The 20,369-nt window shown below is 46.4% G+C and carries 20 protein-coding genes; 6 read left to right on the forward strand and 14 right to left on the reverse strand.

Annotation, left to right across the window (positions count from 1 at the left end; all coding sequences use genetic code 11):
• Positions 1 to 42: 42 nt before the first annotated feature.
• Together F9L33_RS00795 and F9L33_RS00800 are read left to right on the forward strand one after the other, a co-directional pair.
• Positions 43 to 1,176, forward strand: coding sequence for a polysaccharide biosynthesis/export family protein (locus F9L33_RS00795; protein ID WP_152140838.1), 1,134 nt, complete (start codon positions 43 to 45; stop codon positions 1,174 to 1,176).
• Between the two features lie 13 nt (positions 1,177 to 1,189).
• Entirely contained in the window at positions 1,190 to 3,262 is a 2,073-nt protein-coding gene (locus tag F9L33_RS00800) for a capsular polysaccharide biosynthesis protein (RefSeq protein ID WP_193221926.1), read from the forward strand.
• On the opposite strand, the gene ribD is transcribed toward F9L33_RS00800, so the two are convergent.
• The 6 genes from ribD to F9L33_RS00830 form a co-directional block, all read right to left on the reverse strand.
• Positions 3,259 to 4,353 (reverse strand): bifunctional diaminohydroxyphosphoribosylaminopyrimidine deaminase/5-amino-6-(5-phosphoribosylamino)uracil reductase RibD, encoded by a 1,095-nt coding sequence (gene ribD / locus F9L33_RS00805; RefSeq protein ID WP_226803871.1) that lies wholly within the window; start codon positions 4,351 to 4,353, stop codon positions 3,259 to 3,261. The two genes, F9L33_RS00800 and ribD, sit on opposite strands and share 4 nt — an antisense overlap.
• 2 nt (positions 4,354 to 4,355) lie before the next feature.
• A complete protein-coding gene (gene nrdR, locus F9L33_RS00810) occupies positions 4,356 to 4,823 on the reverse strand; it encodes a transcriptional regulator NrdR (RefSeq protein ID WP_152140840.1) in 468 nt (155 codons plus the stop codon).
• 131 nt (positions 4,824 to 4,954) lie between these two features.
• Positions 4,955 to 5,548, reverse strand: coding sequence for a YceI family protein (locus F9L33_RS00815; protein ID WP_152140841.1), 594 nt, complete (start codon positions 5,546 to 5,548; stop codon positions 4,955 to 4,957).
• The gene (locus F9L33_RS00820) at positions 5,535 to 6,458 is read right to left on the reverse strand and encodes a GyrI-like domain-containing protein (RefSeq protein WP_152140842.1); all 924 of its coding nucleotides are present in this window, start codon (positions 6,456 to 6,458) and stop codon (positions 5,535 to 5,537) included. The genes F9L33_RS00815 and F9L33_RS00820 overlap by 14 nt, the downstream gene beginning before the upstream one ends.
• 85 nt (positions 6,459 to 6,543) lie before the next feature.
• Positions 6,544 to 7,137, reverse strand: coding sequence for a YceI family protein (locus F9L33_RS00825; protein ID WP_152140843.1), 594 nt, complete (start codon positions 7,135 to 7,137; stop codon positions 6,544 to 6,546).
• Between the two features lie 132 nt (positions 7,138 to 7,269).
• The gene (locus tag F9L33_RS00830; protein ID WP_152141863.1) at positions 7,270 to 7,689 is read right to left on the reverse strand and encodes a secondary thiamine-phosphate synthase enzyme YjbQ; all 420 of its coding nucleotides are present in this window, start codon (positions 7,687 to 7,689) and stop codon (positions 7,270 to 7,272) included.
• Between the two features lie 87 nt (positions 7,690 to 7,776).
• Here F9L33_RS00830 and F9L33_RS00835 point away from each other — a divergent pair, with 87 nt between their 5' ends.
• Positions 7,777 to 8,301 (forward strand): hypothetical protein, encoded by a 525-nt coding sequence (locus F9L33_RS00835; RefSeq protein ID WP_152140844.1) that lies wholly within the window; start codon positions 7,777 to 7,779, stop codon positions 8,299 to 8,301.
• Between the two features lies 1 nt (position 8,302).
• Positions 8,303 to 9,196, forward strand: a complete 894-nt coding sequence (locus tag F9L33_RS00840) for a hypothetical protein (protein ID WP_152140845.1) — start codon at positions 8,303 to 8,305, stop codon at positions 9,194 to 9,196.
• On the opposite strand, the gene F9L33_RS00845 is transcribed toward F9L33_RS00840, so the two are convergent.
• The 5 genes from F9L33_RS00845 to F9L33_RS00865 form a co-directional block, all read right to left on the reverse strand.
• A complete protein-coding gene (locus F9L33_RS00845; RefSeq protein ID WP_152140846.1) occupies positions 9,193 to 9,624 on the reverse strand; it encodes a thiol-disulfide oxidoreductase DCC family protein in 432 nt (143 codons plus the stop codon). The two genes, F9L33_RS00840 and F9L33_RS00845, sit on opposite strands and share 4 nt — an antisense overlap.
• 55 nt (positions 9,625 to 9,679) lie before the next feature.
• On the reverse strand, positions 9,680 to 10,042 hold the full coding sequence (locus F9L33_RS00850; protein ID WP_152140847.1) for a DUF1304 domain-containing protein: 363 nt from the start codon (positions 10,040 to 10,042) through the stop codon (positions 9,680 to 9,682).
• 91 nt (positions 10,043 to 10,133) lie between these two features.
• Positions 10,134 to 12,128 (reverse strand): RNA polymerase sigma factor RpoD, encoded by a 1,995-nt coding sequence (gene rpoD, locus F9L33_RS00855; RefSeq protein ID WP_152140848.1) that lies wholly within the window; start codon positions 12,126 to 12,128, stop codon positions 10,134 to 10,136.
• 84 nt (positions 12,129 to 12,212) lie between these two features.
• Positions 12,213 to 14,156, reverse strand: coding sequence for a DNA primase (gene dnaG / locus F9L33_RS00860; RefSeq protein ID WP_152140849.1), 1,944 nt, complete (start codon positions 14,154 to 14,156; stop codon positions 12,213 to 12,215).
• Between the two features lie 48 nt (positions 14,157 to 14,204).
• A complete protein-coding gene (locus F9L33_RS00865; RefSeq protein WP_152140850.1) occupies positions 14,205 to 14,510 on the reverse strand; it encodes a DUF6476 family protein in 306 nt (101 codons plus the stop codon).
• On the opposite strand from F9L33_RS00865, the gene F9L33_RS00870 reads away from it, so the two are divergent.
• Together F9L33_RS00870 and rpoH are read left to right on the forward strand one after the other, a co-directional pair.
• Positions 14,509 to 15,564: an RluA family pseudouridine synthase gene (locus F9L33_RS00870; RefSeq protein WP_152140851.1), complete on the forward strand. Its 1,056-nt coding sequence runs from the start codon at positions 14,509 to 14,511 to the stop codon at positions 15,562 to 15,564. The genes F9L33_RS00865 and F9L33_RS00870 overlap by 2 nt on opposite strands.
• Before the next feature lie 149 nt (positions 15,565 to 15,713).
• Entirely contained in the window at positions 15,714 to 16,610 is an 897-nt protein-coding gene (gene rpoH, locus F9L33_RS00875; RefSeq protein ID WP_152140852.1) for an RNA polymerase sigma factor RpoH, read from the forward strand.
• Between the two features lie 2 nt (positions 16,611 to 16,612).
• Here the strand turns inward: rpoH and F9L33_RS00880 are convergent, their stop codons facing one another.
• From F9L33_RS00880 to F9L33_RS00890, 3 genes are all read right to left on the reverse strand, one after another.
• Positions 16,613 to 17,707 (reverse strand): glutathione S-transferase family protein, encoded by a 1,095-nt coding sequence (locus F9L33_RS00880; protein ID WP_152140853.1) that lies wholly within the window; start codon positions 17,705 to 17,707, stop codon positions 16,613 to 16,615.
• Between the two features lie 146 nt (positions 17,708 to 17,853).
• On the reverse strand, positions 17,854 to 18,507 hold the full coding sequence (locus F9L33_RS00885) for a phytanoyl-CoA dioxygenase family protein (protein ID WP_152140854.1): 654 nt from the start codon (positions 18,505 to 18,507) through the stop codon (positions 17,854 to 17,856).
• Complete coding sequence (locus tag F9L33_RS00890) at positions 18,504 to 20,324, reverse strand: M3 family oligoendopeptidase (protein WP_226803973.1); 1,821 nt, start codon at positions 20,322 to 20,324, stop codon at positions 18,504 to 18,506. Before F9L33_RS00890 ends, F9L33_RS00885 begins: the two co-directional genes overlap by 4 nt.
• Positions 20,325 to 20,369 lie beyond the last annotated feature (45 nt).

Consider the following 20,369-nt stretch of genomic DNA (forward strand, 5'->3'; position numbering starts at 1 on the left):
AAAGAAAAAACTAGAGGCAGTTAGACGAGAAGGGCAGGTTACATGTCACGTCGCAATTCAATTTGGGTCAAAAGATTGGCCCTGTTTTCATTGGCATTCACTATTGCCGCATGTGGGTTACCGCGTGCTGGACCTAATAAAAAAGAAATCTTTGCTGGCAGTGTTCAACGCCAAGGCAACGCGTTTATCGTTTCGTTAAATGACCGCGTTGTGCAGGCAACAGCAAAAGCACCAGCCGTTGGATTTGATGCAAATTTCCAAAAAGCAGGGCGTATTGGAGCTGATACAGTTCGTCCAGGTGATGTGCTTGCCTTAACCATTTATGAAAACGTTGAAGAGGGCTTGCTTGGCGTCGCTGGGGCTCCGTCTAATTTGACAGAACTACAAGTGGACCAAGCGGGTTATATCTTTGTACCTTATGCAGGACGTATCAAAGCATCAGGGAATACCCCCGAAGGTTTGCGCGGCGTTATTACACGTAAATTAGATAGTCAAACGCCTGACCCGCAAGTTATTGTACGTCGTGTACCAGGCGACGGTTCAACCGTTTCTATCGTTGGTAGTACAGCACAAGGTGTTTTTCCAATTGAAGCATCTACTTCAACGCTATCTTCTATGATTGCACAAGCGGGCGGTGTTACTACAGCACCAGAAAACACACGTGTGACGGTTATTCGCGGCAAGAATAAAGGCACAGTTTGGTTGGAAGACTTATATTCCAGTAACGAACAGGATATTGCTTTGCGTCCTGGTGACCGTATCCTTTTAAAAGAAGACACACGACGTTTTACAGCGTTGGGTGCAACAGGGGGGCAATCCTTGGTTGAATTTCCCGCACCAGAAGTGTCTGCGATTGAAGCAATTGCGTTTATGGGTGGTTTAAATAGTTCATTGGCTGACCCTACGGGTGTGTTTATCTTTCGCGATGAAACAGCAGAATATGCAAACCGTGTATTGGGGCGTGATGATTTAGTGACTTCAAAACGTTTTGCCTATGTTTTGAATTTAACAGAACCAAATGGTGTATTCTTAGGTCGTGATTTCCAAATACGCGATGGTGATACAATTTATGTCACTGAAGCACCATACGTTGCATGGACAAAAACTTTGACTGTTCTAACAGGCACAGTTGGTGCAGCAGCTTCCCTTGCCAATGCGGCACAGGGTACAAACTAAGGCTGTTAGCAGCATGGCACTTAGAAAAGGCGCGGAGCATGACAAAAGTCGCCCGCGCCTTTTTGTTTACAGTCTTGGGCTAGTTTTTCAAAGACGTGTACGGCGTATTCTAAAAGCGCACGGCTGGCAGCTGAAGTTTGGTTTACCATTGCGTGATGGCGATGCTGTTGCGGTTTGGGGGCGTAAAAAAACTGCCAAACGTGGTATGGCTGTCGCTAATCATTTCAAGAGACGGTTAATCACTGTCGAAGACGCTTTTTTAAGGTCAGTTCTGACGGGGCGGCAAAACGCGCCATCAATGGGAATTGTGACGGATCATACTGGTATCTATTTTGACACGGAAGTTCCAAGTGATATCGATGACTGGCTGGAAAAAAGCACAAAACTAACGTTAGATGAGGTTACATATGCTGCGCAAATGGTGACGTATATGCGTCATCTTAAACTTTCTAAGTATAATAATTTTACGCGGCATAACGTCGAAATCTGCGATGATTTCATCTTGGTGGTTGATCAGACCCTACGTGATGCAGCGATAGAAAAAGGGGCCGCTGGACCAGATACTTTTGCAGATATGTTGTCGCGCGCGAAATTGGAAAATCCTGATAAGAAGATACTTATCAAAACACACCCTGAAACCACGGCAGGAAAGCGCTTAGGACATTTCACCGAACACGATTGCGATGATCAAGTCAGTCTTTTATCAGCGCAAATTTCCCCTTGGGAGTTATTTGAAAAAGCCAATAAGATTTATTGTGTGACATCGCAAGTTGGGCTTGAAGCAATCTTTGCGGGACACAAACCTATTGTATTTGGCCGACCATTCTATGCAGGACTTGGATTAACGGATGATCGCGGCTCTGCACGTAAGAAACCCCTGAAATGTACGGCTGAACAACTGTTTTGGGCGACCCATTTGCAGTACTCGAAATGGTATGACCCATATTTTGATCGGGCTACTGAATTTCAATCAGCGGTTCGTAATTTACATGCACAGTCCCAACAGCATCAGGACAGTAAGCAGCCCTCTATTTGTTTGGGAATGCGACTATGGAAACGTGGCTTCTTAAGACAATTTTTATCCACCGAACATACAACACCACGTTTTGTCAGTTCGGCGGAACAAGCCGCTCAATTAGCTCAAAAAGCCAATGGGCGTGTCTTGGCTTGGGCGGGAAAAGTAACATCTGACTTAGTTCAGCAATGTAAGGCCAAAGATGTCCCTTTAGTGCGCATAGAAGATGGATTTTTGCGATCTGTAGGTTTGGGCGCGCAACTCGTAGCACCTGTTTCATTAGCGTTTGATGATCAAGGCATATACTACGACCCAACGGATCAAAGCCGTTTGGAAACACTTCTTAATCAAAGCGATACTCTGACTGATATGGACTTGGCGCGCGCCAATCATATTCGTGACCGCGTCATTGCATTGAAAATGACCAAGTATAATTTAAAGGCTAATGCTGTTACAATAAACGCTGCAAAAGGTCAGAAAATTATACTTGTGCCAGGGCAAGTAGAGGATGATGCATCTATCCTAAAAGGCGCATCAAAAGTTAAGACTAACCTTGAGCTATTGAAAGCAGCTCGCGCAGATTTCCCAAACGATTACATCGTTTATAAACCACATCCCGATGTGTTGGCAGGGCTGCGTATAGGGATGATCCAGCCCAATGATACAGCGCAATATGCGGATCAGATCGTTGATAATGGTTCGATGGCTGAGTTATTGGATCAAGTTGACCACATAGCGACAATCACATCGTTAACGGGGTTCGAAGCATTGATCCGTGGTAAATCTGTAACCTGCTATGGCCAACCATTTTATAGTGGTTGGGGATTAACAGATGATCGCGCAGCTAAGATCAAACGTCGTAAGGCAGAGGTCAGTTTATCCGCTTTGGTTCATGCAACATTAATTGCCTATCCGCGGTATTGGGATCCAATCACAGGTGACGCTTGCCCTGTTGAAGTGGTTCTTGAACGGTTTGAACGTGGGGAACTGCAGAAACGAGGCCCTGCATCCATCCGCATATTGGCGAAAATTCAAGGATTATTTGCAAGCTACGCATATCTATGGCGTTAGACGGCATGCCATTCTACCATCAGATCGTCACCTATTTTGCGGTAACTGTGCATTTCAAACCTAGGGACCGCATCTAGCGTTTGAACACCAAGCTCCCCTAAATTCGGTACGCCATCCGCCCCAATAGCAATCCCTGCAGTCATAGTGATTAACCGATCAACAAAGCCGCCAGCCATCAATGATGCCGCAAGCTTGCCACCCCCTTCGCAAAACACACGCGTGATGCCCTGAGCCGCAATTTTTTCTAGGGCATCAGTCAAAGAGACATGTCCGTTATCCAGATCACATGGGATCAGCTTTGCATCTGTACTGTCCCAGCCTTTCAAATCTGCATCCTGACCATGGCAAATCCAAACTGGTGTTTCATGCGCTGTACGCGCCAATGCACTGTCGTTGGGTGTAGACAGAGTGCTGTCGAGGATAATGCGTACAGGGTGGCGATGCTCCAAACCTGACAGGCGCACAGTTAAGCTAGGATCATCTGCAATACTCGTTCCACTACCAACCATCACTGCGTCATGTGTGGCGCGCAGGTAATGGACATATGATCGCGCTTCTGGCCCAGTTATCCATTGGCTTTCACCAGTTTTCGTGGCGATCTTACTATCCAGACTGCTGGCTAGTTTCAAAGTGATCATCGGGCGTTTTTTGGTGATGCGGGTAAAGAAACCCATATTGGCTGCATCAGCCTCTGCTTGCAGAATGCCATTTACAACCTCTACACCAGCTGCACGTAGTTTATCAAAGCCTTTACCAGCCACACGTTCGTCTGGGTCGCCAGTGGCGCAAACAACTCGGGCAATGCCTGCATCCACCAATGCATCCGCACAGGGCGATGTTTTCCCCGTATGGGAGCAAGGTTCCAAGCTTACATAAGCTGTTGCCCCTTTGGCAGCATCCCCCGCTTGGGCTAAAGCAACGCGTTCTGCATGGGGGCGTCCTGTGGGCTGTGTCCAACCGCGTCCTAGAACGCGACCGTCTTTCACAATCACACATCCTACTGCGGGATTAGGCCATGTCGTTCCCAATCCGCGTGACCCTAATGAAAGGGCTAAACGCATCCAGCGTTCGTCAGCCGAATGCGTCTTCATGATTAGTCTTCTTCTGGTTTGTTTGGGCGCAATTCAGAAACAAATTCTTCAAAGTCATCAGCGGCTTGGAAGTTTTTGTAAACAGAGGCAAAGCGTACATAAGCAACGGTATCAATACGTGCCAATGTATCCATGACGATGGCACCAATTTGATCGCTATCGATGTCACTATCACCCATGCTTTCCAAACGACGCACAATACCAGAAATCATCTGTTCTACGCGGTCAGGTTCTACAGGGCGCTTTTGCATGGCCATACGGATGGAACGAGCCAGTTTATCGCGATCAAAGTCTTCGCGTTTGCCGTTTTTCTTAATAACGACCAAGTCGCGCAATTGAACGCGTTCATATGTGGTAAAACGACCGCCGCATGACGGGCATAAACGACGGCGACGGATCGCTGCGTGATCTTCAGCTGGGCGTGAATCTTTCACTTGGGTGTCAGTATTCCCGCAAAACGGACATCTCATGACCTATACCTCGTATTTTTTTATTATTATTGTGGATAACTATACAGCGAACACAAGGATTTGGGTAGCGAAAAGTGATTCGGCCTAAATGATGTGGTTAAGACTATTAAAATCTAAATAAATTACAGGGGTTACCCTTTGTTGGCGTGGATTCCAAAGTTGACCACAAATGCGTCTGCAACAGGGATGTTTGTGTTCTCTGCCGACCCAATGCCAAAGTTAGATCGCAGTAAATTTGCAGTGCCCTTTGCATGCGCATATGCATCTTGGAACACAACAGAGAACTGTATTTCAATGGGATGGCGCATCTTTTTGATTGTTACAAAGCCCGTTGCGATGAAAGCGCCATTGTCGGTTTTTCCTATAGATGTCGATTTGAAATGAGCTGTGGGAAAACCCAACGTATCCAACCATTCTTTGGATAAAGCCATGCTTTGATGCTGAGTGTTTTCCAAACGCAATGTGCTTGTATGAATAATGATGTCGATCATACTTTGAGCCAAATCATCCGGATCAAAAGTGATACTGGCGTCAAAGTCTTCAAAAAACCCATCAATTGGGGCTGAAGGTGTTGAAATGGTAAACCCTAACTTGCTGCGGGATTTATCAACATGCCATTCATCTGCGATCGCTTTATGGGTAAAACCAAGAAAAATAGCCCAAGCCAGAAAAACTGATAAACCCAATCTTAAAGGCACCAGTCGTAGATATTTATTTGATGTCATGGGTTTTCATCCGCACAGGCATACACAAATCACCCTCAATGATGCAGCCATCCTCTGTAATGTCACGGCTTCGGAAGGTTTCATAAAATGCATGATCCGCAAGAACCATACCGCTTTGGGGAAGCCATTCAGATATAAGCCATTTCCAAGCCATGCGAAGAACGGGCAAGGGGCCTCGGACGGTTAAGCTTGCAAGTGTGGCCGCTGGTATATTTTGTATGCTGATCGTCTGATCTTCGTCGACACCATGCTCAACGGGAATACCAACATCATATTGGCAAAACTGGGGTGGTGTGATGCCCGCATTATCAGGGCAAACACCGATAATGACTGTGTCGTCTTTCCATAATGCGTTTTGTTTGGCCCAATTGATAAGGGTTGAAAAAGCCGTGTCGCGATCTGTGCAAGGATCATAATAAGCACTGCGTTGGCGCACATAGGCCAATCGTGTGGCTGGCATGTTTTTCAGTGTCACATGCCAGCCCCGTGTAAAAGAGGGTGTGTTTTCGAGCAATTGTGGCGTCTCTATTGAGAATGACGCCTGATTATACGGCACCTCTTTTGGAAAATATTTGTTTCTGTTGCGAAAGCTTCTGGGGGATATTCCATAACGGCGTAGAAATGCATTGGAAAAGGCTTGGGAACTGGAAAAGCCTGCCTCAAAACCAATAGAGGTTATTGAAAGATCAGGATGATACATCAGGCTGGAAACGGATTGTTCCATCCGCATCCGCGCCGCAAAGGCTAGGGGTGTTTCCTGGCAATGGTGTGTAAACACTCTTGAAAAATGATATTGTGATAAGCAAGCAACGTCCGCAAGCCGTTCCAAACTCAATGTATTAGAGGGACTATTACGTGCAAAATTCATGACACGGTTGATGCGATGACGTTGCAATGCTTCGGTTTTCATACGTGCAATCCAGCTCTGTAATTTGTGAACGTGTCCGAAAACAGCATGGGTGTTTTCGGACGGTAATCAAGACTTACAGTTAATATTATTGCGCTTTTAACTTCGTATGTATTTCGATTTTTATGCCACCCATCGAATAAGGACCAATGCCAAAAGCTTGATGGCGGAGTTCGGTCGTGGCAGAAAACGCAGCCCATTGCCCTTTATAAAAAGCAACATATTGTGCGACTGGATGAGGTCCGTAATGCGTTAATGTCGTATCCAAAACGACGGGCTTTGTGATGCCGCGAATAGTTAAATCACCAGTGACCTTTGCTGTTTTCTCTCCAGTCACTTCAATGGATGTGCTTTTGAATGTAGCTTCGGGGTATTTTTCAACATTGAACCATTCACTGCCCTTTAAGACATCATCCAACGGGGCATAGCCCGTGGAAATACTTGCCGTATCAATAGTGACGTTAATTTCAGATTCTTCCAAAGCATCTTCGACAAGATTAAGAACCCCCGTCACCTTAGTGAACTCACCATGCTGCAAAGCGACACCTGAATGGTTCCACTGAAATAAAACCTCTGTATGGCTTTGATCTGTATCGTAAATTTGCTGTGCCTGTACGGATGTATTCGAAAATACCATCCCAGCTGATAATGCAAAAGCGGCTAATGTAGAGCGATAAAACATGTCTTTGTAATCTCTTTTAATATGTTGATTTTGTTAACGTTCCTATAATCGCTAACATGCCCGCACATTTAAAACTTCATTCAGATTGCTATTCTTGAATGGAAATCAAAGAAGACGTTTATAACTTACACCTTATGGACTTAAATGTGCCACAACACGCCGCGAATGGGGCCGTGTGCGGTGCTCAAACAGATATATCCCTTGCCAAGTGCCCAACGCCAATGCGCCGTTCATCACAGGGATAGACAGCGATACAGGGGTAAGGGCGGCTTTGATATGGGCAGGCATATCGTCAGGGCCTTCATAGGTATGCGTCAGATATGACATGGATGGATGGTTCGTATCTGGCACCAACCGTTCAAAAAACGCCTGCATATCCGTCTGCACCTCTGGATCGGCATTCTCTTGGATCAACAGTGAACAAGATGTGTGTTGCACAAAAAGGGTCAGTAAACCGTTGTTTTGACGTTGCTCTTGAACCCATCGTATCACATCACGGGTGAATTCATATAGGCCAGCACCATTGGTGCGAATTTCAAATGTGGTTTGCATACTCATACACAGTGCATAACGCGTGAATGAACGCTTGGCGATAGGATTTCAACGCGGTAAGTTATGCACAAGTAAAAGGGGCAGATCATGCAGTTCATTGGGAAAAATGCAAAACTATTGGCAGCATTATTGGTCATATTGGTCACAGCCAATGTTGGCTTTCAATTTTACAGCCATAAAACCACTGCATTAACCCCGTGGAAAGGTGGCGGTTTTGGCATGTACACAGAACCCCATGCCGACAGCCGTACAGTTTGGTTGGAAATGCGCAGTGGCGGTGAGTTGGCACAGATGCGGCTTTACCCAGAAAACGAGATCATTGCCAATTGGCAAGATGGGATCAGCCTGAAAGGCGGACAATTTCTACAAAGCATCACTGATAAAGCAGCAAAACTGCGCTATTACCCAACGATAAAAGATGCAGATGAAATCATTACTCTGGCATCACGCACTGCATGGCTGGATGATCTGACGGGCGGTGTGCAACCAAAGGTGGGCAATGCATTTCTGCCATATGATATGCGCATTGTGATCTATGAAAATGTCCAAGATATGTACGCGCAAAAAGTCACGCGCCGTATCGTGTTTGAAACGCAAATGGGGGGACAGTGATATGAATGCACAGTCCCGCACCCGCGCTCTGACAGCTGTAACCCGTTTTACAACGGACAATTATTTCCACACGCTGATGATCCTTTTTGCAGCGATTGTATTTACGTTTTTCACCACCAAAGAGTACATCCCAGCTTTATTCCGTATCGCTATGCCATGGGCGCTTCTGATCATGATCACAAGCACTGAAAATCGCAGATGGTTTTGGATGTTGGCCGTGTCATCGGTGATGCTGTTGATCAACGTCTATCTGAATTTCTATGTCATCGCGAACCATGGATTTGTGATTGCCTACATCGGCCTTGCACTGATGATCGCGGTCGTCGCAGAAAATGGCGAAGCTTTGATGCAAAAAATGGCCTTATGGTTCCTTACACTTCTTATGGGCTTGGCGTTGGTACAGAAACTATCCTCGCCCTATTACATGAGCGGCAATCTGATTGGCGACTACATCCTATCTGGAAATATGTTCAAAGTGTTGATTTCGTTATTCTATCCTGATTGGTTTAACGTCGTACATGAAAACCTAGCAGGGCGCCGAGGGTTGGCAAATACAATGCCACAAACGGGCAATTCACTGCCCTTGGCCGTGCCCGCAGGCATCACAATCTTGATAATGGGCCTGACATATACATCGCTTGCAGCACAATTCCTGATGGAAGCCGCATTGCTGCTGCGCGCGCGTATGGGTATATGGGTGCATTACGCACTACTGCTGTTCGTGGTGATCATTTATTCCACACGCAATGAAAATGTATTCTTATCGATGAATTGTATTTTGGGATATGCACTGACGGATGAACAAACAAAATCCGCCCGAAAATTCTATGTGCTGTGGATATTCTACCTATTGGCTATGGAGTTGTCAGGCGTGCGCCCAGGCATCCTTGCCTAATCCAGAAACCGCGCTTTGATATCGGGTGTGGGCATCATACATGCATCATATTGCCCAAAGATCGCATAACGGTTCTTGGCAACACGGGCATAGAGCCAGTTCTTAATTGTGCGGGGCAAGATATGTGCGACCCCCGCAATTTTCCAAGGCCAGCCAAGTTTAGAATAAATCGCCAGAACACCATCCAACCGTTCGTGTAGCTGACCGTCTACAAACACAAGGAAAGTATCGAAATCGGTCGGATCAAGATCATGATGCTTATAAAGTACCTGACCATTGTCAGATTGGGCTGTAAGGAATTTAAAGTTCTTTTGTCGATCAAACCGTAAAATGAATTTCATAAACCCGTTGCACAAAACACAAGTGCCATCAAAAACGATCGTATCTTGGGTCTGTACCGTGCTTATGATGTCCGAGGTTTGATCCATATGTTGGGTATAAGCTGAATGGTTCCAAATGGAACCCTAATTCGGCAAACAGATATTATCCAAGAAACACCAAAAATAAGCCTAGGACTGCTGGAACAGTTTGGACATATAAGATGCGCTTGGATGCTGTTGCGGCACCGTAAACGCCTGCAACTGCTACAAAAAGCAGAAAACAAATCGCAATGTGAGGTTGCCAGACAGGATCTTGGATAAACAAAGACCAGATTAATCCAGCTGCAAGAAATCCATTATAAAGCCCTTGATTTGCGGCCATAGCTTTCGTGGGCTCAAACAAATCCTTTGGAAAGCTTTTAAATATTTTCGGCCCGCGGCTGGTCCATGCAAACATTTCGAACCAAGCGATATAAAGATGTAGGATGGCGATAATCACGACAATGATAAGAGCTAAAGTGGACATAGGCACTGTTCCTTTGGGTTGCGTAAACCGTAGGGCGGAAGGCTAAGTTGTGTCAATGTAATGAAAAAGGCACCCGAAGGTGCCTTAAATTCTATTGATCCAAGAAGCTGCGCAACTTGCGTGATCTGCTTGGATGTTTCAACTTCCGCAATGCTTTCGCTTCGATCTGACGGATACGTTCGCGTGTCACGCTGAACTGCTGGCCCACTTCTTCCAAAGTATGGTCGGTGTTCATGCCAATACCAAAGCGCATACGCAATACACGTTCTTCGCGTGGTGTCAGCGATGCCAACACACGTGTTGTTGTTTCTTTCAGGTTGCCCTGAATGGCGCTGTCCAATGGCAAGATCGCATTCTTATCTTCGATGAAATCGCCCAATTGTGAATCTTCTTCGTCACCAATTGGCGTTTCCAAAGAAATCGGTTCTTTCGCGATTTTCATAACTTTGCGCACTTTTTCCAGCGGCATTTGCAGTTTGGCTGACAATTCTTCTGGTGTTGGCTCGCGGCCAATTTCGTGCAACATCTGGCGACCAGTCCGCACCAATTTGTTGATCGTTTCGATCATATGCACAGGAATACGGATTGTACGGGCCTGATCTGCAATCGAACGCGTGATCGCTTGACGGATCCACCATGTGGCGTACGTACTAAACTTATAACCACGGCGATATTCAAACTTATCAACCGCTTTCATCAAACCGATGTTACCTTCTTGGATCAAATCCAAGAACTGTAGGCCACGGTTCGTATATTTTTTAGCAATGGAAATCACCAAACGTAGGTTGGCTTCGACCATCTCTTTTTTCGCGATGCGGGCTTCTTTTTCACCCTTTTGCACTTGGTTCACGATGCGGCGGTATTCAGAAATATCCACGCCGACATATTGACCGACTTGCGCCATTTCAGCACGAATTTCTTCGGCTTTTTCACGATGCTTTTCGATAAATACACCCCAGCCACGACCGTCTTTTTCGGCAATATTATCCAGCCACATCGGATCAAGTTCTGACCCGCGGTAAGCATCGATAAACTCACGACGGTTGATGCGGGATTGGTCAGCCAGTTTTACCATACCACTGTCCAGTGACATGATTTTACGGTTAATGCCGTACAACTGGTCAATCAACGCTTCAATACGGTTGTTGTGGAAGTGAAGTGCATTCACTTGCTCAACCAATTTTGTGCGCAAAGTTTGGTATGCTTTTTCTTCTTTGGCGGTGAATGTTGAATCTTCGTTCAAAGTTGCAGAAATACGAACGTCCTGCATTTCAGCAAGCTTGTTATAGCTCTTAGCAATTTTTGCTAATGTGCTTAGAACCTCAGGTTTTAGTGCTGCTTCCATCGCTGCAAGCGATAGGTTTGCTGCATCATCTTCATCCTCGTCATCATCGTCGTTGCGGATTGGATTGCCATCTGCATCAACTTCGACTTCTGGTTCTTTTTTAACAGGAGCAGGCTTCATGTTCGCGGGCGTTGATCCCAATGTGCTGGCGATGGGTTCAACATCATCGCCTTCCATAGAGTTACCAAATGTGGTTTCCAGATCGATCACATCACGCAGCAGAATTTCTTCTTCCAAAAGTTCTTCGCGCCAAATTGTAATCGCTTGGAATGTCAGTGGGCTTTCACAAAGCCCTGCGATCATCGTGTTACGACCCGCTTCGATACGTTTCGCAATCGCAATTTCGCCTTCGCGGGACAACAACTCAACAGAACCCATTTCACGCAGGTACATACGAACAGGGTCATCTGTGCGGTCAAGTTTGGCTTCGCCAGTGTTGGCAAGCGCGAGTTCTTTTTTGTCTGTTTCTACAACAGTCAGTTCACGCGCACCTTCATCTTCCAGCTCATCCGCTTCGATGATATTGATGCCCATCTCTGATAGCATAGACATCACATCTTCGATTTGTTCCGAAGACACTTGATCAGGTGGTAAAACTTCGTTCAGCTCGTCATAAGTGATATAGCCACGCTCACGCGCAACAGAGATCATTTTTTTGATGTCGGCCTGACTGCTGTCAGAGATAGAATTAGCACCTTCTGCTTGCTCGTTCTTACCCACTTCAGTGTCTTTAGCTGCCATGTGTTACTCCTATAACTGATTCGAAAAACGAATCATTCCCGCTGAACGCGAATCAATACATTGCCGCAGTGATTCGCAATGCTTTTACGGCTTTTTCTTTACCCAAATCTGATCATCGAGCATTTTTTGCAGTTGTTGTGATAAATTATCACTATCATCGCCCGAATTATCTTCATTTCCATAGTCTGTCTTAGTGGCGCTATTACGCGCTTCTGTGGCTTGTTGCACCCGCCAAGTGGTGCTTTCATCGGCCATTCGTGTTAAATCTTCTTCCGCTTCGCGAATTTCATGTAATGCTCCTAAAATTGCAGCATGTTTGGTTAATTCTTCGTCAAGAACCCGCTCTGTCATTGCAGGATCAGCATTTTGTTTTAAATATGGATGCTCCCGAACCGCTTTAATTCCGCACAGATGATCAATAGGGTCATATCCCAAAGCATCCATCATTTTGAAATTTAACGCATCAGAAGCATCTTCGTTAGATAGGTCGTCATGTAGATTTGCCAAGAGCTGGTTCTGGATTTCTTTGTAATCTTGCGATGCTATACGGCATTTTTCCAACGCAGTTTCCATTTTCAAAGCGGCTTGTGGGTTTCGTAAGGCCGCTAACAGGATCACAGCTTCGCGCATCCGCTTATCAGCTTGTTCATTTTGAGCAAGCAATGAACCTTTGGTTCCTGCCATCGGTTTCTTTGGTGTGTTCTTTTTCCAAGCCCCCGGTTGAAACGTATTTTGACTACGCTTACGGGCAAACAAGTCATAGCGGAAGTCTTTGATCACCTGTCCATAATGCGACTTGATCGACCGATCTTGGATCGTATTCAGTAAAGCCCGAAGGCTTGCATCCAATGCGGCCCGTCGTTCTGGGCTGTCAAAATCCTTACCTTCAGTTTCGCGCTGCCACAGCAGTTTCACCATCGGCTGCGCATTATCCAACAACGCTTGCATGGCTTTCGCCCCTTGCGCCTTGATCAAATCATCAGGGTCTTGCCCCTCGGGCATGATACAAAACCGCAACGACTTACCTGCTTCTAACAAAGGTAGCGATAGATCAATCAACCGCATCGCAGCGCGTATACCAGCCTTATCACCATCCAGCGCAATAATCGGCTCTGGGCACATGCGCCACATCAGCTGTAATTGATCCGCTGTAATCGCTGTACCCAAAGGAGCCACCGCATGCTTGAACCCTGCTTGGGACAGGGCAATCACATCCATATAGCCTTCGGCCACAATCAAGCTTTCCGCCTTACCAGCCGCTTCACGGGCAGGTTTGTGGTTGTAAAGCGAACGCCCTTTGTCAAACAAAGGCGTCTCTGGTGAATTCAGATATTTCGCAGGCTGATTTGCATCCATCGCCCGACCACCAAAGGCCGTACATCGCCCACGCGCATCGCGAATGGGGAACATGATACGGTTACGGAAACGGTCAAACGGATTACCGCCATCGTCAGGTTTAATCGCCAACCCTGCCTCAACGATATCCTCGGGCTTCACCCCTTTGCCAGTTAGATGTCCAAACAACCCATTGCGCGAATTATCGGCATAGCCAATCTGAAACTCTTCCAACGTGCTTTCTGGCAAACCGCGATTGTCCAAATAGGCCCGTGCTGCTTCTGCATGGTTGGTACGCAACTGCAAACGGTAATATTGAACCGCCTGTTCCATAATATCGACCAGAACTGTCCGTTTATCTGCTTTTTGCTGGGCGGCAGGATCGCGCGCGGGCATCGGCATGCCAGCTTCGCGTGCCAAAATTTCCACCGCTTCCATGAAATTCACGTTTTCGGTTTCTTGGATAAAACTGTAAACATTGCCCTTCGCATGACAGCCAAAACAGTAATAAAACCCTTTCTGGTCTTCGACATGAAAAGAGGCTGTTTTTTCGGCATGAAACGGGCAGGGCGCCCAATAATCGCCTTTGCCTGGATTGGATTTTTTCGCATCCCAAGTGACCTTACGCCCAACGACCTGAGCGATCGAGGAACGGTCCCGTAATTCATCAATAAAACCAGGTGGCAGACTCATTGCAAGAATATGGTTTGTATAGGGGGCGGATGCAAGTACAGCCTTGGGTTATTTTTCAATTTCCATCGTCTGACGCAATTCACCGGTCGCACGATCAAAAATCAACACACGTCTATCTGTTGTGACCACAGCATACCAATCAACACCTTGCGTAAAAGTCTCTGCTACGGACCCATCGGGCAAGGTAATGCTGCTTGGTAAAGGTAAAACAGGACTATCTGACCGTAATCGCATGACAAGGGTCAAAATCAACGCTACAAAGCCGACAATCATAACCACCAGTAGGACTGTCACCAGTCTGCGCAGCAGCGTAATGCTTTTAGGCTCTACATAATCGTCGGAAAGTTCATCCATGTCGGACCCCGTTAATGATCAAAGCGATCGTATCGTTATTTTGACGCTTTCAGATGCGCCTGCGCCTCGTCTTGATAAAGCCTTAGCACAGGTTGTGCCAGAGGGCATGACATTAAGTCGTTCAATGTTAACTAAATTGATCGAAGGTGGTTCTGTGTCTCGTGTGGGCGGGGATGTTGTGACGGTTCTGAAAACCAAAGGGCAGGCAGGTGAAGAATGGCAAGTGATTATGCCTGAACCTGTCAGTTTGAATGCAGAACCCGAAGATATCCCAATTGATGTGATCTACGAAGATGATGACTTGATCGTTGTGAACAAGGAAAGCGGTATGGTTGTTCATCCTGCACCTGGTTCTGAAACAGGGACCTTGGTGAATGCATTGCTGCATCATTGTGGTGACACCCTGTCTGGTGTTGGTGGTACAAAACGCCCAGGTATCGTGCACCGTATCGATAAAGACACCTCTGGTATTCTGGTGATTGCGAAATCTGATGTGGCACACCAAGGGCTGGCCAAGCAATTTGCGGATCATTCGATTAAACGCCGCTACATCGCCTTTACGCATGGGGCCCCCAGCCGTTCTGATCCACGTATCGCAGGCCTGAATGGTGTAGCTTTTGAAGATGGGGCCATAATTCGAGTTGCCACAAACATCGCGCGCCATAAAACAGACCGTAAACGTATGGCTGTTGTGACGGATTCAGGTCGCCACGCAATCACGCGTATGATCACGACGGATTATTACGGGCCCGTTGAACGCCCCTTTGCTGCGAAAATCGAATGCTGGTTGGAAACAGGGCGCACGCACCAAATCCGTGTTCACGCTAACCATATCGGCCACGGTTTGGTCGGTGATCCGATCTATGGCAAGCGTAAAACCTTGCCTATGGCAAATTTTGAACCCTCTGAACAAGCGTTTTTAAGTGGGTTTAATCGCCAAGCTCTTCACGCAGCGTCATTAGGCTTTGTTCACCCTGTATCACAAGAATTTGTAGAGTTTACGTCAGAATTACCCGACGACTTACAAGAATTGGAAAAGATTTTCTCAAGATAATTTATTGATTACTATAGATTAAATGAAAAATAGGCGGTTTTTTACCATTTTTTAACCTTTAGCCCATCTTTAGGTTGTATAACGCACGCATATCTTGAAAAATGGCTGCCCAATACCCATCTAAGATATAACTTAACACCAAGGGGGTTATCATGAGTTACACAAACCTACCCGCACCGTCCCCGGAACAGGGACTGAACAGTTATATGCAAGAAATTCGGAAATTCCCGATGCTGGAAGCCGAAGAAGAATACATGCTGGCCAAAGCATGGGTCGAACGCGAAGACCCTGAAGCTGCGCATAAATTGGTGACATCTCACCTGCGTTTGGCCGCAAAAATCGCTATGGGCTACCGTGGTTATGGATTACCTACGGCTGAAGTCGTATCAGAGGCAAATGTTGGCCTGATGCAGGCTGTAAAACGCTTTGATCCTGAAAAGGGCTTTCGCCTGTCGACCTATGCCATGTGGTGGATCCGTGCCAGCATCCAAGAATTCGTGTTGCGCAGCTGGTCGCTTGTGAAAATGGGTACGACATCTGCACAAAAGAAATTGTTCTTTAATCTGCGCAAAGCCAAAAACAAAATCGGCGTCTTGGAAGATGGCGATATGCGTCCAGAACACGTGGCTAAAATCGCCAGCGATCTGAATGTGACCGAAGACGAAGTCACATCCATGAACCGCCGCATGTCAGGGGGTGACGCATCCTTAAACGTGCGTGTGGGTGGTGATGACGGCGAAGGTGCTGCGGAATTCCAAGATTGGCTCGAGGATGATGATGCAGACCAAGCAGCAGATTACGCAGAACGCGATGAAATGGATGCGCGCCGTGAGTTAATGGCCGAAGCCATCGTTGTGCTGAATGAACGTGAACAGGACATTTTAAGCAAACGTAAGCTGCAAGACAAAGCCGTAACGTTGGAAGAGCTGTCCGAGCAATATAATGTCAGCCGCGAACGTATCCGTCAAATCGAAGTGCGTGCGTTTGAAAAACTTCAGGAAAAGATGCGCGAACTGGCTGTTGAACGTGGAATGATGAAGGCTTAAGCCTATACGAATTTCACGCGCAGCCCATTGCGCTTCATTTTTGGGATTTCCATATCAATAAATCCCTCTGCGTCTAACCCAGCAAGCCATGTTCGCACGGCTTGCTGATCTTTTTCAGCCATAGATTTATAGACACTCTGGATACGCTGCATCTTCCACAATACGAATGGGGAAGCATTGCACTTATATGTCCCACCAGCTTTTGGAACACTGATATCTGCAATGGAGCGCGGTAATACTTTTCCCGCTGGACGGCTTGCAGCGATTTCTAAAGTCTTTGCCAAAGTGGCTTCAATGGTGGGTAAGAAATCACGTGCAATGCTTTCGAATATTGGTTGAAGCGTCTTGGTCATTTCATCATTTGCCAACCATGATGAATTGTTACCATCATCGCCTTTAGAAATGCGTTCCACCCAAGCCGTCAAGTTTTTACGTGGTGCAATCCATTCGCGATTGGGCCAGGGATCATGGGCTAAATGCGCCACCAATGGCCCCGCCAGTCCAAAATCTGCAAGGGATGGGCAATCCCCCAACAGATATTGATGTTCAGCGAAATGCGCATCCAATGCATCCAAATGCGCAATGACTTCTTTTTCCAACAAAGGACATTGTTCAGGCGTCACACCCAATGCAGGTAAATAACTTTTCAAACCAGATGCAATTTTTGCAACGGCTTTATTTTGAATAAACTTTGGGAACCAAGGCAGTAAAGCAGGGCCCGCTTCGGCCTTAAACGCATCATAATTCTCAGGATGGTTCCAGCGCGCCATTAACGAAACAGGTATCCAGTTTTCATCCCCCCATGTTTCTAACAGATGTGCTGCAAACCTCTGAACGGGACTGTCTGGTATCATTGGATTGTCAGTATAGGATGCTTCGAACTGATCAATGATATCGCTGGTATCTTGCAACCATTCCCCTTTGGGCGTGACGATCACAGGCATAACAATCGCACGAAACCGTTTTTTGATTGGGCCAATCAAGGTAAAAGCATTCACCTTTTTCAACTCAAAAGGAACACCTTTGTGGGTCATGTAACACAACAATTTCCCTGTATAATAAGACAGATGCCAACCGTAGAGTGTGAATTTCCTCATCTTTTATGATCCATTACCAAAGTATGTGAAACGAATACGGCCCATGTGCTATACCTCCCAATATTATTGAGAAATGTAAGCATGAGCCGTTTTCAATTGCCAGTTTGACGTAGCGTAGAATTTATTAATTTAAAATAGGATTAAGCTTATGAAGACCACTCTAAAGGAAATGGTAAATCGAAGTTTGCGTAATCAATACGAAGGGTTCGTCTTGGTGATGGATTTTTTGATGGCTTCGATCGGTGTAATATCAGCATATTCATAATAAGAATATCACCCCTTTTTGCTGTGCAAATATGCGATGCCATCTTATTTGAGATTGCATCTGCATCCACTGCAGGAATTATTCCTAGTTTATGGCTACGCGGAATTATTTCCATCGGGCCATTCTCAAATGTTGAGTCATCCAAATGAAGACGAACGAATAACATATTTTCAAGTATGTCTGTTGGCGGTTCGCAATGCCAAACCTCAGATTTTCGCGTCCAACTTTTAAACCCGTCTAAATCAGCTTTCTCATTTACTGCAATGACACGATCTTGGTGCCATGGGACGGCCCAATTCATTGTGTTGCTTTTATCAAATGAAACAAGACGAGTCGCTTTGGGGTTCTCAAGATATGGCGCAATTCTTTGCCCTATGGACCCTTCATTATTAAGTACAGATAATATCTGAGTATCAAGCTTGATACGCTGCCCAGGCATCATTGCTTTGCTGAGTAGGTTCTCAATATTCAGAATGTCTGGCTCTGCAACCGCATTACGCAGCCAGACATACCCATCGTCCTTAAGTGATGTCACTCTTCCATCGCTTCCAGTTCATCGATCATAGAGCTGATCAGGCTTAACCCCTTATCCCAGAACTTAGGGTCACTGGCATCCAACCCAAAAGGTGCCAACAGTTCTTTGTGATGTTTCGATCCACCTGCACGCAGCATATCAAAATACTTCGCTTGGAAATCAGGATCGCCTTCTGCGTAAACTGCATAAAGCGCATTTACCAAGCCATCACCGAATGCATAGGCGTAGACATAGAATGGGGAGTGAATGAAATGTGGTATATAAGCCCAGAACGTTTCATACCCTTCCATAAAGTTAAACACAGGGCCAAGGCTTTCACCTTGAACAGACATCCAAATTTCATTGATCTGATCTGGTGTTAATTCGCCTTCAGCACGGGCCGCATGCAGCTTACATTCAAAATCATAGAATGCGATCTGACGTACAACTGTGTTGATCATATCTTCGACTTTGCCAGCCAACATACGTTTGCGTGACGCCTTATCAGGGGCCGCATCCAGCAATTTTCGGAATGTCAGCATCTCACCGAACACAGATGCCGTTTCGGCCAAAGTCAGCGGTGTTGAAGAAAGTAGCTCGCCTTGTTCAGCCGCCAAAACCTGATGCACACCATGACCCAATTCATGCGCCAATGTCATCACATCGCGTTGTTTTCCAAGGTAATTTAACATCACATACGGGTGCACAGTCGTCACTGTCGGATGTGCAAAAGCGCCAGGCGCTTTGCCTGGTTTTACGGCCGCATCAATCCAGCCTTTATCGAAAAACGGTTCTGCAATTTTCGCCATTTCAGGGTCGAAATCAGCGTAAGCTTCCATCACAGTAGAACGCGCGTCATCCCAACCAATCGCCGTTTCGTCACTATCAGGAAGGGGCGCATTGCGATCCCACATTTCTAATGTCTCAAACCCTAACCATTTGGCTTTCAGCGCATAATAACGGTGTGATAGCTTCGGGTATGCCGCAACAACCGCATCGCGCAACGCTTCTACCACTTCAGGTTCAACATGGTTCGACAAGTGACGGCCTGATTGCGGGGTTGGTAAACCGCGCCAGCGATCTTCGATCTCTTTTTCTTTGGCCAATGTGTTGGTGATCCGCGCAAACAGGCTGATGTTGTCTTTGAACACAGCAACCAATGCCTTGGCGCCCAATTCACGGCGTGAACGATCAGCATCAGACAGCAAGTTCAACGTTGCTTCCAAATTCATCTCTTCGCCGTCTACATCAAACGTCAGACCTGCCATAGTTTCATCAAACAAACGGTTCCACGCCGTCGATCCCACAACAGACTGATCATGCAAGAATTTTTCCATTTCATCTGATAGTTGATACGGCTTCATCGCCCGCATTTGATCCAGAATTGGCTTATAGCGCGCCAGATCAGCATTTTCCGCAACCATCGCATCCAACTTGTCATCATCAACGCGGTTCAATTCAAGGCTAAAGAACACCATCGCCGTAGACATATCCGTAATGTCACCCTGCATATCTGCCATAAACTTACCACGTCCAGCGTCCGTCGTGTTTTGGTAATAGCGCAAACCCGCATAGGACATGATACGCCCCATGATGTTCTGGATTTTCTCATAACGTTGAATACAGTCCAACAAACCAGCCGCGTCTAGATCAGCCAATTTGCCTTCGTAATCTGCGGCAAAGGATGGGCATTCCTTGCCCAGCCAATCCATATCTTTGCTGATCTCTGGCCCATCTTGGCTGGGGTACAGATCATCCAAATCCCATTCTGGCAAATCCCCCAAACCATCGGCACTTGTGCTGTCACGCACATCGCGCGGTAAATCGGGTTTTGGCATTGTGAATGGGTTAAACATGGGGATTAGACTCCTGAAAATTCTGTG

The organism is Amylibacter sp. SFDW26 (assembly GCF_009184395.1).
GTDB lineage: Bacteria > Pseudomonadota > Alphaproteobacteria > Rhodobacterales > Rhodobacteraceae > Amylibacter.